Here is a 15,571-nt window from a genome sequence, read left to right on the forward strand (position 1 = left end):
GTTAATTGGATACAACAAATTGGGGTGCAGATCAGACATAACGTCCGCTTAAATTTTAAGAACACTTTAGCATTTTACACTCGATATTTCGTCTACTTAAAACTCATAACGTATGCCAATATTAAAATTACGCCCTAATGCAGAATAAGTATCTGCATTTTGTCTATTTAAAGTTGCTGTACGATCTGCCGATTCAGAAGAACTTTGAACTGCAAAATATGAAATATCAGACCAATTCCAATACTTTTTATTGAAAACATTATTCACATTCGCAGAAAGAGTTAAATTCTTAACTGGTTTCCAGTAAGCGCCTAAATCAACAAGATTGACTGAACGAACAGGGTTATAAATACTACCATTAATATCTTTATCCGATTTCGCTCTAATGTGAGTGAGTTGAATATCGGCACCAAATTGTTCTGCTTCATAACCTAAACCTGTTTTTAATTTCAAAGGCTGAATTGTGTTGATTGGTGATTTTTTCTCTTGCTGTTCCGATTTCCCTTTCGCATAAGCCACTCCACCTGAAATAAAGAAGTTATTCCAAGACCATTTAGCATCTGCGGTAATCCCATAAATACGAGCCTTATCTAAATTATGATATTGGATAAATGGGTTAAAGTTACCAGCCTCACCAGATACCCAATCAATAAAGTTACGATATTTATTGTAGTAACCTACAACGTGATATTGAATATTATCTGATTTACCTTTCACGCCTAAACTAAAGTTATCTGCTGTTTCAGGGCGTAAATTTGCATTACCGACCACCGCATATTGACGAACAACTCGTCCACCAACTGCAACAGTATTACCAAAAGATGACGTTAATTGTTGGGCAGATGGTGTTTTAACGCCACGAGAATATTGGAAATATGGCTGGAATGTATCGTTCATTTTCCAAGCAAGCGTGAATTTTGGCAAGAATACGGTATGTTTCCGTGCTTTTACTTCTGCGTGTTCTGCAGCTGCTTGAATATAGCCCGATTTAGATGGGTTCACACGATAATGTAATACGCCTAAATGCGGAGTGATCGTGAAGTTATTTAATGCAATCTCATCCTCAACATAGAGATGCGTTTTAGATTGCTTTGTGTCTGCTGCAGGATCAAAAGTTAATGCTCGTGAGCAACTTGAACAAGCTAAATCACTTTTAATACGAGAATAGTGATAAGCAAATCCATAACGAATAGCATTTGGAATAGTTGCATCAACTAAACTCGTAAAATTAGAGCTTACCCCCCAATTTTTATTACTATATTCACCGTTTTCAACACGAGAAGAACGAATAGAGCTACGTTTACGATAATTTTGCGTAGTAGCATTTTGATAATAAATGTTACTATCTATATTATTGATAAAACCATTATCACTTTGATATTGATGCCCTAACGATACTCTAGAACGACGAGTTTTATCTTCAGTAAAGCCTGAAATTTGTTCACCTGTTGCTCTATCAATAGAAGAACCATTATTAGATAATAGGGAAGTATCTTTGACTTTCTGTTGATGTTCAAAAGTTAATTTGAATTGGTTTTCATCATTCAAACGGTAAGCGTTTTTCACTAGCACATAACTATTTTTGTAATCTGCAGGATTAGGTTTTGTACGTGTATCGCCTTCTCCACCTACTTCACCACGATTACCTTTTTCATTTCCCCACCGAGTTGTGGTTAATACAAGCCCTTGATAATTTTCATTTTTAGCTGCACCTGCAACAGAGCCATAAATAGATTTATCTGAACTATCATAGCCCGTTGCCACGAAACCACCAACGTTACCTGATTGGATAACATCGGTAGGCTCCAATGTTGCAAAACTGACGCTACCTGATAATGATTGGAAAGAACCACTATGTTGAACTGTCGCAGAACGTAGTGATGTCGGTTCAACGCTATTCCCCGCTCCAAAATCTTGTCCGAGTGAAACAAATAATTTGTTCTCTTGAGTTTCAGGAAGTGGAACACCATCAATGTTCATTGCAACTCGGTTACCTTGCAATCCTCTCACATTCACACCATCATTACCAGAACGACTATTTTGTAAGTCATTGACTTGAGCATCAAGTTGGTCAGCAAATAAAGCTTTAATATCATTTGGTTGCTTACGCTGAATATCTTTTTTGTTGATTAGAGTATTAGTAATTCCTGTATCTACAATACCCTCAGTAACTTTGATTTCAGGTAACGCTGCTGTTTGCTCTGCAACCACATTATTTACAGCTAAAGCTGAAGCGATAAAAATAGCGATTTGTTTTTTTCTTAACATCATTTTGAACTCTTCCTTTTAAAACAAACAAACGATAACTATTCTTATTTAAATTTAAGTAAATTGCAATGTTATCTCTATAATTTTTGCAAATTTTTCTATCTATCTTACCGCTTGTTGCCTAAAATACTCTCCAATTTCTCTTTCTTTTCTTATTAACATTATGGCTACTTATCTTATTGGTGATTTACACGGTTGTTTTGATGAATTTCAAGCACTACTGAAAAAAGTTGATTTTAATCCTACTTACGATGAATTATGGCTAACAGGCGATCTGGTGGCTCGTGGTGAAAATTCTCTTGCTTGTTTACGATTGGTGAAAGAGTTGGGTAAAAAAGCAACAGTAGTATTAGGTAACCACGATCTGCATTTACTGGCAACTTTACAAGGTATTAAAAAGGTAAAACCTAAAGATAAAGTCGATGCCATTTTTATGGCTGAAGATCGTGAAGAATTACAAAATTGGTTGCGTAACCGACCGTTTGTCGCTCAACACCCTACTCATCAATTTATTCTTGCTCACGCGGGGATTAGTCCTGAATGGGATCTTAAAACCACTTTTGCTTGTGCTAATGAAGTCGAAAATATATTAAAGAGTGAAGATTATATTGAGCTTCTCGCTCAAATGTATGACAGCCAACCAGATAGCTGGAATGATGATTTAACAGGGATAGCACGCTGGCGTTATATTATCAATGCTTTTACTCGAATGCGTTTTTGCTACTCTGATAAGCGGTTAGATTTTGAATGTAAATTACCAGTTGAACAAGCACCTAGCGAATTAAAACCTTGGTTTGAGCTAGATAATCCGCTTTATCAGCAATATCCTATCATTTTCGGGCATTGGGCAAGTTTAATTGGTTATCCAACGCCATCAAACATTTATGCCCTAGATACAGGCTGTGTTTGGGGTAATCATCTCACTATCTTACGTTGGGAAGATAAAGCTATCTATACACAACCACGTTTAACTCGCTAAATATGGATTAAAAACAAGCAAATGAAAAGGTAAACTATTGCCTAAGTTTACTTTTTTCATTAGAATTAGCCCTGTTTTTACTTATCAAATGCGACTATAGCTCAGTTGGTTAGAGCACCACCTTGACATGGTGGGGGTCACTGGTTCGAGTCCAGCTAGTCGCACCATCACACTATTCCCCAGTGTTTTCAATACCCCAAAAATTCCCGAACTAACGTGATAATTCATTGATATTATTTAATTTTTTGCATATTTAGCCATTTTTTTATATAGCATAAAACAGTGATTTGCTTATAAAAAATGATCTAATGTAACATTGAATTGCACCGTAAAATAGGGGTAAAAATAATGGCGACATTCATCAAAACCGAATATGGTTGTAAAACCCAATAAGAAAAAAGGCATATCCAAAACTGTAACTTTTCGCACCAAAGCTGAAGCAAAACTATGGGCGAACACATTTACAACATCGCAAAGTACGAATGGAAGTTAATTGAAACCAACTACCTAAAAGGCATGAGAAAGCCCGAAACACCAAAGGCACGTACACGCCGTTATTCACACGAAGAAATCAACGCCCTTGTTTATCGTAACGCCAAATCAGCAAAGGCTAATTTGGTCTGATTATTCTTGTTAATGCCGTCTAAATCAGCGGCTACTTGACTTGGGTAATTCGGGTCGTAGTGAATTTTAAAGCGAGTAATTTCAATGCGTGGTTCCCAACGCTTTAACGTCATTACCGATGTGCTTTGGTTCAGTCATTGGAAATATCGGCAGTTAAAAATAGCGATATTGTCGGCACTCTTTAAGCGTAGGGCGAGCGGTGGGCGTTGTGGTTTGGGGTTTAACAGAGAAAGAAAAAGCGACCGCAGTCGCTTGTTTGTGTTAGGCAATAATTTCAATGCCTTTGTGTTGAATAAGTGTTAAGAGCTTTAAAGCTGTGCCACTTGGTTTTTTGACACCACGTTCCCATTCAGACACTAGATTTTTATTGATATTGAGATAGTTTGCAAAAACCGCTTGGGAAAAATTCTCTTTTTCACGAATAGAGCGAATTTCATCGGGAGAGAGCGTTTTTACTGGGGTTAAGCAGTTCTTATCAAACTGTTGCATTGTTTTCTTATCCATTAAACCCGCATCAAATAAATCGACTGCGTTTTCGTGGATCATTTGGGCGATTTCACTGTTATATTTCATTTTGTGTTACCTCAATCAATGCTCCTGTTTGAAGCAATAATGCAATATGCTCATCTTGATAGTTTGCATATTGTTCAGCTAATAATTTTAGGCTTGCTAAATCCGTTGCAGAGATATTTTCTTGCTCATTTTTGGCAAAACCGACAACAAAAAAGTGGTTATCATTGATTTTGTAAAAAATCAGAGAACGATAACCGCCTGATTTTCCTTGTCCTTGCCTTGCAATACGTTGTTTGATGATATTGCCACCGAGATTCGCATCAATCAATCCAAATTCTGCACGTTTAATGGCTTCCACTAACTGAGTATCCTCAATTTTCTGTTTGGATGCAAATTTTGCAAAAGCTCGTGTTTTAAAAATTCGCATTTTATCCCCTGTACTCTTTAGAAGTATAGTATGCCTATTATTTTATTTTGTCAATTAACCCCGATCTCGCAAACTACTACGGGTTCTTGCCTCGGCTTTTCGTTCGTAAATTTGTTGGCCGTCGATGCAACGTGTGCAACCTATTGCGTGCTTTCTGCGAGCTTCGGGGATCACTTCGTCACAATCTTGGCAGTGCGTTAAACTGCAAGCGGTCGGTTTGTTGCGTAGTTTTGCAAGTGCAAATTCTCGCTCCTTTTCCGCTAATTCATTGGCTTTGTCTATTTGGTCTTGCATTTTTTCTCCGTTTTTTACTTGTTCAAGTCGATTTTGCATTCTGTTCTTTTTTGCATTACAATCCGCATTACATTCCCATTACTCACAAGGAGAAACCTATGGCAACCCTTAACGTCCGCTTAGATGACAATCTCAAACAACAGACTTATGCTGTATTAGCTGATTTAAACATCAGCCCAAGCGAAGCGATCCGTCTTTATTTCCAGTACATCACCGACAATCGCAGTCTTCCAATAAAACAAGCAGTCATTACCGATGAAGAAGATGAACTTATTCAAACGGTTCGCTACCGTCTAGCCAATCCACAACAGGGCATAAAGGTAAGTCTTGATGACCTATGAATTAGAATTTGACCCACGAGCATTAAAAGAATGGCAAAAACTGGATCACACTATTCGGGAACAATTTAAAAAGAAACTCGCAGAGATACTTAAATGCCCTGAAATTCCAGCGAATAAACTCAATGGTTACCCAAACTGCTATAAAATTAAATTGCGTAAAGTCGGTTACCGTTTGGTCTATCAAGTTCAAAATGAACGTATTACTGTTTATGTTGTAGCGATCGGCAAACGAGAACGCTCAGAAGCCTACAACACAGCAAAAAGCCGCTTAGCAAATTAGTCTTATAGCCATCACTTACCTTACATTAAATTTATATTGTGCATTTTTATACCTTAATGCTTTGCATATTTGCATTGTGCAATTATTTATTTTAAAATCATCGTATTGTTAAACTTACCGAGCAAAGCAATGTTCAACTTAACATTAGCCCATTTTAGAGATGATTACCTCTACCGTTTTTTCCAATATGGAGAAAGCCATCGCAATATCCCTGCGAACTTAACCAAAGTATTAGCTCGCAAACTGGATATGATAAGTGCGGCAGAAAACATCAACGATTTACGCTCACCTCCAGCAAATCATCTTGAACTGCTCGAACCAAAAGAAAATAAATGCTATTCCATCAGAGTGAATAAACAGTACCGCCTTATTTTCAAATTTGAGAATGGCGAACTCTCAGACTTATATTTAGATCCACATACTTACAACGTATAGGAGCAAACAATGCTAGTAACGCAACGCAAACCAACTTCTGTTGGCGAAATCCTACAAGAAGAATTTCTAGAACCGCTCAATCTCAAAGTGGGGGACTTAGCCCAAATTCTTGATGTTCATCGCAACACTGCAAGTAACATCATCAACAACAGCTCACGCATTACCTTGGAAATGGCAGTAAAACTGGCTAAAGCCTTTAGTACCACACCTGAGTTTTGGCTAAACCTACAAACCAATGTCGATTTATGGGAACTCAACCATAACAACCGCTTCCAACAAAGCCTTGCGAAAGTGCAAGTTGCAAACAGTGGGCAAGGTGCAGCCTTTGTAATGTAATTTATCCCCCTACGCTCAACAGCTCCCCGATTGGGCGTAGTTTTTCTTTATTTCAAATTCCGATTGTACCCCTCTACACATTCCGCCCAGCTTTTTAGCTCAATTTTTTCAATCTGTTGTTGGTATTGTTGAATGTGGCTTTGTGCCAGTTCGAGCTGATTTGCTAGGTTTTGATTGTCCGATCTCACTAGGACAATTTCAGTTTGTTGAGCTTGGTTTTGGGCTTGTAGCACTTTGCGTTCGTTGCTTTGTTAAAACTAGGGGCGATACATAATCGGGCTACTTGGCTAAACATAATGCTCTCTCTTTTTCTCGTCTGATGGTTAAGCCTTTCAGCACTTTTCCGTCTGCTTTGTTCCAGCGTGGAAACTGTTCGCACATTTCAGGGCTATATTTTGTTTGTGCAAGGCGAAATAGGGTGGATTTTTGCATTGCTCCACAACCGACATTGAAAGTAAGCGACACCATTGCATCAAATGCCCCTTGTGGCATATTTCTGCCGTAGCCGTAGCGATTAACGCAATTTTCAGCCAAGCGAATATCGTTCGCCCAGCGTTCTGCAATTTCTTGATCGCTATATTTGCGATTTAATTCGATTTTCTGACCGCTTGCTTCGGTTGAGCCGATGCCAACGGTAAGTACATTAGCAGGGCAATAATAAGGTTCTCGTTGATCTGCACCCGTAATTTCAGGACGTGGAGTGAAATTTGCTTCAGGTTGGTTGGCGATAAGCTCAACTTGGTTTTGTAAAGCGGTGAGATCAGCCGTCAGTTTTGCAATTTCTGCATTTTTAGTCTCAAGCTGTGTGGAATGAGCGGTAATTTCCTGTGCTAATAATTCAATGGTTTTTTGGTGTTCCTTGAATTGTTCTGCGTTATCTGTGCGTTGCTGGCTAAACATTGCCTTGATTTTGGCAAGGAAACTTTCGAAGCCGATCTTAATCCCAAAATTCGCAATCGCAACAAGGGCGAACGCAAGCCAGCGGATAAAAATCCGATTTCACCTGAGCAGGAAGAATTGCTCATCAATGGCTTTATGCAGGGAATGTTCCAGTATCAGCGGCATTGGTATCAAGCAGGCGAAACAATTTTATTACCCAATGGGGCGGAGTTAATTTTCTTGGGAACGAACTCGGCAACAGCTCAATCTTACCACGGTAATTTGTACTTCGATGAAATCTTTTGGGTGCCAAAATTTGATGAAATGCGGAAAGTGGCTTCTGCAATGGCATCACAGAAACAATATCGCCAAACTTATTTTTCTACCCCAACAACGACTGCCAGTGCAGCTTATGAATTTTGGTCTGGCAAAGCATTCAATCTTGATGACCTGCAACGTTGTGCGGTGGATTCCTACGAAGAATGGAAAGAAAATCACCATTGACCGTACAGGAATGGGCGTGGGTAAATTCTGCGTGTATGAATAACTGTAATGATGTAAACGTTATCACCAAATATTTCATCATATACAATGCGATAGTTTCTGATAAATGTTTCTCGTGTACCGTCATCACGAGCAACACCGATTGTTGGCATAAAAGCGATAATATCTAATTTTTTGAAAATATCTGTATAGAGTTCAATACCGCTTTGCTCATAGCCTGAATCCCTAGTCTTACGACTAGGGATTTTTTATTCATTAAGGCTTATTATCTATATGTTGAGTTGGTTTATTTACTGATTTTGCTTTACGGCTCTTTTTCCACTTCCAAAATACGAAAATTCCACCAATGATTAAAATGACCCAAATTGCCATTTGTCCTTTCTGAATTTGGCGATGTAACCAATCTAAATTTTTTGCTCCGAAGTCGCCCAAATAGACCCAAATTGGCACAGAAATAATTGCAGCAAAGAAATCGACCAAGACAAAACGAGTAAAAGTAACTTTACGAGTAATGCCCGATACTAAATAAACCACAGCTCGAAGTCCTGGTAAGAAACGAGCAACAAATAAGAGTTTCCAACCTTCTTTTTCAAAGCGCTCTTGTACCGTTGCAAAGCGTTCAGGAGTCGCAATCTTTCGAATAAGTGGGAATTGTAGGATTTTTTCACCGTAAATTCGTCCAAGCCAATACATTGTGCTGTCACCGACTAATACGCCGATCATACTTACGACAAGCATCCAATGTACGTTTGTATAGCCTAAGCCAGAGATGACACCGCCTGATACGAGTGTAATATCTTCAGGAATAGGTACGCCAAACCCACAAATTAACAGTACAAAAAAAACGGCAAAGTAGCCATAACTACTGAAAAATTCAATTAGTAATTCCATTACAATTCCTCTTATTGATTTAGGTTTCGGACAGAGCTACGCACAACGAGCTCGGGGTAAAATTCTAAGACCTTAGGTTCGTGGCTTTGTTCATTATGTTGAATACGTTCAAGTAGTAAATCTAATGCCATCTGTCCTAAACGTGTTTTAGATTGATGAATAGTGGTAAGTGGCGGAGCATAGAATCGCGAGTTATGAATATTATCGTAGCCAATAATCGAAATATCTTGCGGTACGGATAACCCTTTTTCTGTAATTGCAGAAATTGCACCTAAAGCAACGACATCACAAGCACAAACAACCGCTGTAGGCAATTTTTCTTGTTTAAGTAAATTATTCATACTTTCATAGCCTGCCTCAGGCTCGAAATCATTTTCACAAATCCACTCATCTCGAATAAGCAACCCCGCATCCGTCATCGCTTTAACAAAGCCATCAAAGCGAGCTTTAGCTGTCGTTTTAAATAGATCGCCTGTGATAATGGCAATATCTCGATGCCCATTTTCAATTAAATGACGGGTTGCCATATAACCACCATCAAAACTATGGTCTTGAATACGATCACTCTGCTCATCGTTTGGCCCCCAATCCATTACCACCAGTGGTACATTTGTACCGTTAAAGAGTGCAAGCGAGTTTTCAGTATATTCGGAACACATTACTAAAATACCATCTACCCGTTTTTTAACCAACATATCTAAGTGGTTTTGGATTTTTTCAGGTTGGTTTTGGGTATTACATAGAAATAATGAATAGCCTTTCTGATAGCAGTATTCTTCCACCGCTAATACAATTTCAGCGAAATAGGGGGCTTCACTCGTTGTAATGATCATTCCAATTGATTTAGTCGTATTCACTTTTAAACTACGGGCAACAGCACTTGGCGAATAATTTAATTCAGCAACGGCTTGCCAAACAATTTTTGTGGTATCTTCAGACACAAATCGTGTTTTATTGATCACGTGAGAGACTGTCGTAGTGGACACGCCTGCTAATTTGGCAACATCTTTAATCGTAGCCATTAAAAATTCCTCACAATAAAAAATTGGCTCATTATAGCCAATTTTGCAAAATGCTAAAACAAAATCACCGCTTGCATTGCATTTTTAATAAATCCTTTTAAAATAGTGCAATTACTTATTATTTTGAAAGGAGATGGTATGGGTACTTTTGGTTATTCAATGTTAGTTGTTGCACTTGCTTTAGGTATGATTGTGACATTTGCAATCAATATTTTCTAAATTAAGAATTTCTCAATGAGAGCGTCATTTGACGCTCTTTCTTTTTATCTCTTTTTATTCTCTTATGGCTAAACTCACTTTTGCATCTTTGGCGTTTAATGCAACGCAAACTCCCGTCTCAGAACAATTTGACGATATTTATTTTTCTACTCAAGACGGATTGGCAGAAAGCTATTATGTTTTTCAGGAAGGCAATCAACTTTGGCAAAAATGGCAGGATCATACAAGATCTGCATTCATTATTGCGGAAACGGGCTTTGGTACAGGGTTAAATTTTTTAGCGGTTGCAGAAAAATTTCAACAATTTCAGCAGACATATCCTAATTCGCCATTAAAACGGCTCTATTTCATTTCCTTTGAAAAATTTCCATTAACGGCAAGCCAATTAGCCGATATTCATCAACTCTACCCACAATTTGCAAAACTTTCTCAGCAACTCACCGCTTATTGGCAGCCTCGCCAAGTTGGTTGTCAGCGTTACCATTTTGAACAAGTCTATTTAGATATTTGGTTTGGCGAAATGGCGGAGAATTTGGAGCAGCTAGGCGATAGTTATAACGGTTTAGTCGATTGTTGGTTTTTAGATGGTTTTTCGCCAGATAAAAATCCAGAAATGTGGAACACTGGATTATACCAAGCAATGTTTCGTTTAACACAAAATGGCGGAAGTTTTGCAACATTTACTGCCTCAAGTGCAGTACGAAAAGGGCTACAAGCGGTAGGTTTTGATGTGAAGAAACGCAAGGGTTTTGGCAAAAAGCGAGAAATGCTATGGGGCAAAAAACCGCAGGAAAGTCTAGCAGCAATTTTACAGTATCCTTATTTTTACCCTAACCATTCAGTTGATTGTGATGATATTGCTATTATTGGCGGGGGCGTTGCGAGTTTATTTCTTGCGTATTCACTATTAGAAAAAGGTAAAAAAGTTACGCTATATTGCCAAGATGAACAAGTGGCTCAAAATGCGTCGGGTAATCAACAAGGGGCAATTTATCCCCAATTAAGTGATGACGATGAGCGAAATGTTCGCTTTTATGTGCATAGCTTTGATTATGCCTTGCAACGTTTAAAACAGCTCGCACAAGTGGTGGAGTTTGAGCATCAATTTACAGGTGTGGCTCTTTATGCGTATAACGAAAAAACAGCACAAAAATTAACAAAAATGGCTGAACAAGATTGGGATCATTCCCTTTACCAGCTTTATGATGCAAAACAACTGAGTGAAAAAATTGGTTTGCCTGTTCAAAATGGCGGCGCTTTTATTGAACAAGGGGGCTGGCTCTCACCCATTCAGCTAGTACAAAATGGCATTGCTTATTTACAAACTAAAGGCTTAAAACTAGTTTTAAATCATCAAGTTACGGAATTAACTTGGCAACAAAATGCGTGGCAGTGGCAACAAGGTGGGGAAGTATTTCGCCATTCGGTTGTGGTATTGGCGAATGGACATCAGCTTAAAGCCTTTAAACAAACAGATGGTATTCCTCTTTACCCTGTTCGTGGACAAGTCAGCCAAGTGCCAACCAATGTGGCATTAAATGCATTAAAATGTGTAGTGTGCTATGACGGTTATATTACGCCAGTATCTGCTTCTCAAACCCATTGCATTGGTGCGAGCCATTTGCGAGATAATGCCGATATGGAATTTAGTTTGGCTGAACATCAGCAAAATATTGCAAAACTTCAGCAAAATCTAACCGATTGTGATTGGACATTGAATATCGACAGTACCGCGAACAAAGGAAAGGTCGGCATTCGATCCGCTTTTCGTGATCGAGTACCAATGGTTGGTTCAGTACCTCATTTTGCGGAACAAAAAAGACAATTTCAGAATCTGTATAATCAACTTCGCCGTAAAGAACCTATCGAACAGGCGAAAAATCACACAAATCTTTATTTAATTGCCGGTCTTGGCTCTCGTGGACTAACTACAGCACCTCTACTAGGGGAATTACTGGCAAGCCAAATTTGCCAAGAACCTCTACCGATAAGCCAAGATATTTTACACGCACTTAGTCCAAATCGGAGCTGGATACGTCAATTATTGAAGGGGAGAAAAGTAGAGTAGTTTAAATATTTCTATACTATAAACTGAAAAAAAGCCCCAGTGTTAAGGGGCTACTCGGAAAGCAAATTTATGAAATCGGTTGTTGAACACAACACTTGTTTTTAGTTTGTATAGACTACGTCAAGTTATTCAATTTTTCAAATTCTATTTACTCAAACAAGTAACTTTTTGCTAACTTTGTGATCTACTTCATATTTTTACTACTATAAACGGCGAGCTTGCCAGAAAGTACGAGACCAATAAGGTGAATTCATATCAGAATAAATAACGCCACCTTTAGTTGATGCGTGTAAAAATTGACCGTTCTTTACATAAACACCAACGTGCTTTCCGTTAGGACCTCGGCCAGTATTAAAGAAAACAAGATCGCCTGTTCGTAATTCAGATTTTGAAATGCGATTACCTTCTTTTGCTTGCTCTGCTGTCGTTCTTGGTAAATCAATACCAAATAGGTCACGGAACGTTACTTGCATAAATCCTGAGCAATCAATACCATCACGAGATATTCCACCTAATCGATAGCGTGTACCTTTCCATTGGTGTTGATGTTCACTTAAGCTACTAATTGCAATAATTGGATCAGATAAACTACCTGGAGGATTACGGTATATTTTAGAAGCAGATGGCTTAGTTTTTACTGTATTAGAGTTAGTACAACCTGTAATAACAAATAGAGATAAGCATACCGCACTAATCAGTGTTGTCTTCTTAACAGAGAAAACCATTTTATTTCCTTTTAAAAAGGCATTCTATGAATGCCTTTAAACTATACTACATTATTAGCTTTTAACTTTGGCACTTTCTACTCGCTGACGTAATTTCTGACCTGCTTTAAATACGACAACACGTCTTGCTGAAACAGCGACATCTTCACCAGTTTTAGGATTCCGACCTGGACGGGATTTTTTATCACGAACAGAGAAGTTACCAAAACCAGATAGTTTTACTTCTTCCCCTTTTTCAAGAGAAAGACGTATTTCTTCAAAAAATTGCTCAACAAATTCTTTTGCCGTGCGTTTATCTAACCCACAGTTTTCGACAAGGTTTTCTGCAATTTCAATTTTGGTCAGTGCCATAGTATGCTCCTTAATTCTAATCTCTTAGATAAGCATTAAATTGTTGTGCTAATGCTGCTAATACGTTTTGGATAACGTTATTGATTTCTTCTTCTTCAAGAGTTTTTTCTTTGTCTTGAATAGTTAAGCTAATCGCTAGGCTCTTTTTACCTTCGGCTAAATTACTGCCTTGGTAAACATCAAATAAATTAACTGCAACTAATTTATCACCGCCAGCTTTACGACATTCAGTTAATACTTCACCTGCAGCGATGGTGCTATCAACAACAACAGCAATATCACGTTTATTGGCAGGGAAGCGAGAAACTTCTTTTGCACTTGGTACAGAGCGTTCAGCAATCGCAGACGCTAGAAGTTCAAAAACAACAGGTTTACCAGATAATCCTAATTTTTGGATTACTTTAGGGTGTACCGTACCGATAAAACCGATTTCTTCACCATCAAGCATAATTGCCGCAGATTGTCCAGGATGTAGTGCTGGATATTGTTTTGCGACAAAACTCAATTTATCTTTGATTGATGTTAAAGAAAGAATTCGTTCTAAATCACCTTTTAAGTCAAAGAAATCTACATTTTCTGCTTTATGTTCCCAATGTGTAGGGCGTTTATCCCCAACAATTGCAGCACCGAACACTAGCTCTTGGCGGATACCGTTCTCTGCATTTGCATCAGGGATAAAACGTAAACCACTTTCAAAAATACGTACGCGACTTTGTTGGCGGTTTTGGTTATAGGCAATAGTGTCAAGTAAACCTGTTAAGAGTGATACTCGCATTGCTGACATTTCACTTGAGATAGGGTTTGGTAAAATGAGAGCTTCTTGTTCAGGGTGAAGTAATTCTTGTGTTTTAGGATCAACAAAGCTATAAGTGATAACTTCTTGGTAATCGCTATCAACTAATGCTGTTCTAATACGAATAGCTTCTAAAATTTTCTCTGGTACACCTTTCATTTGAAGGTGGGCGAGTGGGGCATTATTTGGAATGCTGTTATAGCCATAAATGCGAGCCACTTCTTCAATCAGATCTTCTTCGATCTCGATATCAAAACGCCAACTTGGTGATTTTACTGTCCAAGTATCATTTGTATATTCTGTTTCAAAGCCTAAACGGTTGAAAATATCAGTAACTGTTTCTGTGGCAATGTGATGACCTAACAAACTATCTAATTTGCTACGGCGTAAAGTAACTGTATTGGCTTTTGGTAAATGCTCTTGGCTAGTCGCTTCAACAATTTCACCTGCTTCACCACCGCAAATTTCGAGTAATAATGCGGTTGCTCTTTCCATTGCTTTGCGTGGGAGTTCGTAATCGACACCACGTTCAAAGCGGTGAGATGAGTCAGTATGTAAGCCGTATTGTCTAGCTCTGCCTGTAATTGCAAGTGGAGCGAAGAAGGCAGCTTCTAAAATGACATCTTTTGTATCACTGCTTACACCACTTGCTAGACCACCAAAAATACCTGCCATTGCAAGCGGTCCGTTTTGGTCTGCAATTAGCAATGTATTATCTTGTAATTTTGCTGTTGAACCATCTAATAAAACGAGCTCTTCGCCTTGTTTCGCTAGACGAACTTGTACAGGCTGAGCCACTTTTGCCATATCAAAGGCGTGCATTGGTTGCCCAAGTTCAAGTAAACTTAAATTGGTAATATCTACAATAGGATCGATTGAACGTAGTCCACAACGGCGTAGCTTTTCTTGTAACCATAGTGGTGATTGAGCATTAACATTTACACCTTTTACAACACGCAGTAAATAACGTGGGCAAGCTTCTGGGGCTTGTAATTCAATGGCAACTTTATCTGAAATAGTTGCTTTAACGGCATCTATGGTTGGAATATTAACTGCTGCTTGGTTAATCACTCCTACTTCACGAGCGATACCCGCAATACTAAGACAGTCAGCTCGGTTTGGGGTTAAACTAATTTCGATCGCTTTATCGTTAAGTTGTAAGTAATGACGAAAATCTTCGCCAACAGGTGCATCAGCAGGTAATTCAATAATACCATCTTGCTCAACTTTAATGCCTAATTCAGTAAAAGAACATAACATTCCTTCAGAAGGCTGACCGCGTAGTTTGGTTTTTTTGATCTTAAAATCACCGGGTAAAACCGCACCTTCGGTTGCACAGGCAACTTTTAAGCCTTGACGGCAGTTAGGAGCGCCACACACGATATCTAACAGACGATCTCCACCAACATTGACTTTGGTTACACGCAATTTATCGGCATCTGGGTGTTGTACACATTCAACAACTTCACCGACAACAACACCTGAAAACTCACCTGCAATGGCTTCTACATCATCAACTTCTAAACCTAACATTGTGATTTGGTCGCATAGCGTTTCTGTACTAATGGTTGGGTTTACCCATTCACGCAACCAAGATTCATTAAATTTCATTTATCTCTACC

General features: G+C 38.6%; 19 protein-coding genes, 1 tRNA gene and 1 pseudogene. 8 read left to right on the top strand and 13 right to left on the bottom strand.

All coding sequences use genetic code 11. From position 1 onward, the window contains the following. Window positions 1-96: 96 nt before the first annotated feature. Entirely contained in the window at window positions 97-2,271 is a 2,175-nt protein-coding gene (locus tag A1D25_RS05530; RefSeq protein WP_240327110.1) for a TonB-dependent hemoglobin/transferrin/lactoferrin family receptor, read from the bottom strand. A gap of 160 nt (window positions 2,272-2,431) precedes the next feature. Between A1D25_RS05530 and apaH the strand changes: the two genes are divergently transcribed. Further along, window positions 2,432-3,247 (top strand): bis(5'-nucleosyl)-tetraphosphatase (symmetrical) ApaH, encoded by an 816-nt coding sequence (apaH, locus tag A1D25_RS05535; RefSeq protein WP_157394699.1) that lies wholly within the window; start codon window positions 2,432-2,434, stop codon window positions 3,245-3,247. A gap of 90 nt (window positions 3,248-3,337) precedes the next feature. After that, a tRNA-Val gene (locus A1D25_RS05540) sits at window positions 3,338-3,414 on the top strand. Window positions 3,415-3,831: 417 nt separating this feature from the next. Here A1D25_RS05540 and A1D25_RS05545 read toward each other — a convergent pair. The 4 genes from A1D25_RS05545 to A1D25_RS05560 form a co-directional block, all read right to left on the bottom strand. After that, a complete protein-coding gene (locus A1D25_RS05545) occupies window positions 3,832-3,984 on the bottom strand; it encodes a GPW/gp25 family protein (RefSeq protein ID WP_157394700.1) in 153 nt (50 codons plus the stop codon). Between the two features lie 148 nt (window positions 3,985-4,132). Beyond that, window positions 4,133-4,444: a helix-turn-helix domain-containing protein gene (locus A1D25_RS05550; RefSeq protein ID WP_157394701.1), complete on the bottom strand. Its 312-nt coding sequence runs from the start codon at window positions 4,442-4,444 to the stop codon at window positions 4,133-4,135. Then, window positions 4,434-4,811, bottom strand: coding sequence for a type II toxin-antitoxin system RelE/ParE family toxin (locus A1D25_RS05555; RefSeq protein WP_157394702.1), 378 nt, complete (start codon window positions 4,809-4,811; stop codon window positions 4,434-4,436). Before A1D25_RS05555 ends, A1D25_RS05550 begins: the two co-directional genes overlap by 11 nt. A 54-nt stretch (window positions 4,812-4,865) precedes the next feature. Then, window positions 4,866-5,105 (bottom strand): TraR/DksA family transcriptional regulator, encoded by a 240-nt coding sequence (locus tag A1D25_RS05560; protein WP_157394737.1) that lies wholly within the window; start codon window positions 5,103-5,105, stop codon window positions 4,866-4,868. A gap of 98 nt (window positions 5,106-5,203) precedes the next feature. Between A1D25_RS05560 and A1D25_RS05565 the strand changes: the two genes are divergently transcribed. From A1D25_RS05565 to A1D25_RS05580, 4 genes are all read left to right on the top strand, one after another. Then, window positions 5,204-5,446: a type II toxin-antitoxin system RelB/DinJ family antitoxin gene (locus A1D25_RS05565; RefSeq protein WP_157394703.1), complete on the top strand. Its 243-nt coding sequence runs from the start codon at window positions 5,204-5,206 to the stop codon at window positions 5,444-5,446. Beyond that, entirely contained in the window at window positions 5,436-5,726 is a 291-nt protein-coding gene (locus A1D25_RS05570; RefSeq protein ID WP_157394704.1) for a type II toxin-antitoxin system RelE family toxin, read from the top strand. Before A1D25_RS05565 ends, A1D25_RS05570 begins: the two co-directional genes overlap by 11 nt. Before the next feature lie 129 nt (window positions 5,727-5,855). Beyond that, the gene (locus A1D25_RS05575; protein WP_157394738.1) at window positions 5,856-6,161 is read left to right on the top strand and encodes a type II toxin-antitoxin system RelE/ParE family toxin; all 306 of its coding nucleotides are present in this window, start codon (window positions 5,856-5,858) and stop codon (window positions 6,159-6,161) included. Window positions 6,162-6,170: 9 nt separating this feature from the next. Then, window positions 6,171-6,497 (top strand): HigA family addiction module antitoxin, encoded by a 327-nt coding sequence (locus A1D25_RS05580; RefSeq protein ID WP_157394705.1) that lies wholly within the window; start codon window positions 6,171-6,173, stop codon window positions 6,495-6,497. 47 nt (window positions 6,498-6,544) lie between these two features. Here A1D25_RS05580 and A1D25_RS05585 read toward each other — a convergent pair whose 3' ends face one another. After that, window positions 6,545-6,730 carry a hypothetical protein gene (locus tag A1D25_RS05585; RefSeq protein WP_157394706.1) on the bottom strand — a complete coding sequence of 62 codons (186 nt, stop codon included), beginning with the start codon at window positions 6,728-6,730 and terminating at the stop codon, window positions 6,545-6,547. 46 nt (window positions 6,731-6,776) lie between these two features. Beyond that, on the bottom strand, window positions 6,777-7,397 hold the full coding sequence (locus tag A1D25_RS05590) for a glycoside hydrolase family protein (RefSeq protein WP_157394707.1): 621 nt from the start codon (window positions 7,395-7,397) through the stop codon (window positions 6,777-6,779). A 27-nt stretch (window positions 7,398-7,424) separates the two neighbouring features. Here A1D25_RS05590 and A1D25_RS05595 point away from each other — a divergent pair. Continuing rightward, a pseudogene (locus tag A1D25_RS05595) lies at window positions 7,425-7,817 on the top strand (terminase large subunit domain-containing protein); the annotation flags it as partial. Window positions 7,818-7,870: 53 nt separating this feature from the next. Here A1D25_RS05595 and A1D25_RS11065 read toward each other — a convergent pair. The 3 genes from A1D25_RS11065 to purR are packed head-to-tail and all read right to left on the bottom strand — an operon-like array spanning window position 7,871 to window position 9,793. Further along, complete coding sequence (locus A1D25_RS11065) at window positions 7,871-8,125, bottom strand: type II toxin-antitoxin system RelE/ParE family toxin (RefSeq protein WP_157394739.1); 255 nt, start codon at window positions 8,123-8,125, stop codon at window positions 7,871-7,873. A gap of 10 nt (window positions 8,126-8,135) precedes the next feature. Next, window positions 8,136-8,771 (bottom strand): DedA family protein, encoded by a 636-nt coding sequence (locus A1D25_RS05605; RefSeq protein ID WP_157394708.1) that lies wholly within the window; start codon window positions 8,769-8,771, stop codon window positions 8,136-8,138. Between the two features lie 11 nt (window positions 8,772-8,782). Then, window positions 8,783-9,793: an HTH-type transcriptional repressor PurR gene (gene purR / locus A1D25_RS05610; RefSeq protein ID WP_157394709.1), complete on the bottom strand. Its 1,011-nt coding sequence runs from the start codon at window positions 9,791-9,793 to the stop codon at window positions 8,783-8,785. 283 nt (window positions 9,794-10,076) lie between these two features. On the opposite strand from purR, the gene mnmC reads away from it, so the two are divergent. After that, window positions 10,077-12,080: a bifunctional tRNA (5-methylaminomethyl-2-thiouridine)(34)-methyltransferase MnmC2/FAD-dependent 5-carboxymethylaminomethyl-2-thiouridine(34) oxidoreductase MnmC1 gene (mnmC, locus tag A1D25_RS05615; RefSeq protein ID WP_157394710.1), complete on the top strand. Its 2,004-nt coding sequence runs from the start codon at window positions 10,077-10,079 to the stop codon at window positions 12,078-12,080. 203 nt (window positions 12,081-12,283) lie between these two features. On the opposite strand, the gene A1D25_RS05620 is transcribed toward mnmC, so the two are convergent. The 3 genes from A1D25_RS05620 to pheT are packed head-to-tail and all read right to left on the bottom strand — an operon-like array spanning window position 12,284 to window position 15,560. Continuing rightward, window positions 12,284-12,805 carry a C40 family peptidase gene (locus tag A1D25_RS05620; RefSeq protein WP_157394711.1) on the bottom strand — a complete coding sequence of 174 codons (522 nt, stop codon included), beginning with the start codon at window positions 12,803-12,805 and terminating at the stop codon, window positions 12,284-12,286. 54 nt (window positions 12,806-12,859) lie between these two features. Continuing rightward, window positions 12,860-13,156, bottom strand: a complete 297-nt coding sequence (locus A1D25_RS05625) for an integration host factor subunit alpha (protein WP_157394712.1) — start codon at window positions 13,154-13,156, stop codon at window positions 12,860-12,862. A gap of 16 nt (window positions 13,157-13,172) precedes the next feature. Next, complete coding sequence (gene pheT, locus A1D25_RS05630; protein WP_157394713.1) at window positions 13,173-15,560, bottom strand: phenylalanine--tRNA ligase subunit beta; 2,388 nt, start codon at window positions 15,558-15,560, stop codon at window positions 13,173-13,175. Between the last annotated feature and the right edge of the window lie 11 nt (window positions 15,561-15,571).

This window comes from Ursidibacter arcticus (assembly GCF_009761375.1).
Lineage (GTDB): Bacteria > Pseudomonadota > Gammaproteobacteria > Enterobacterales > Pasteurellaceae > Ursidibacter > Ursidibacter arcticus.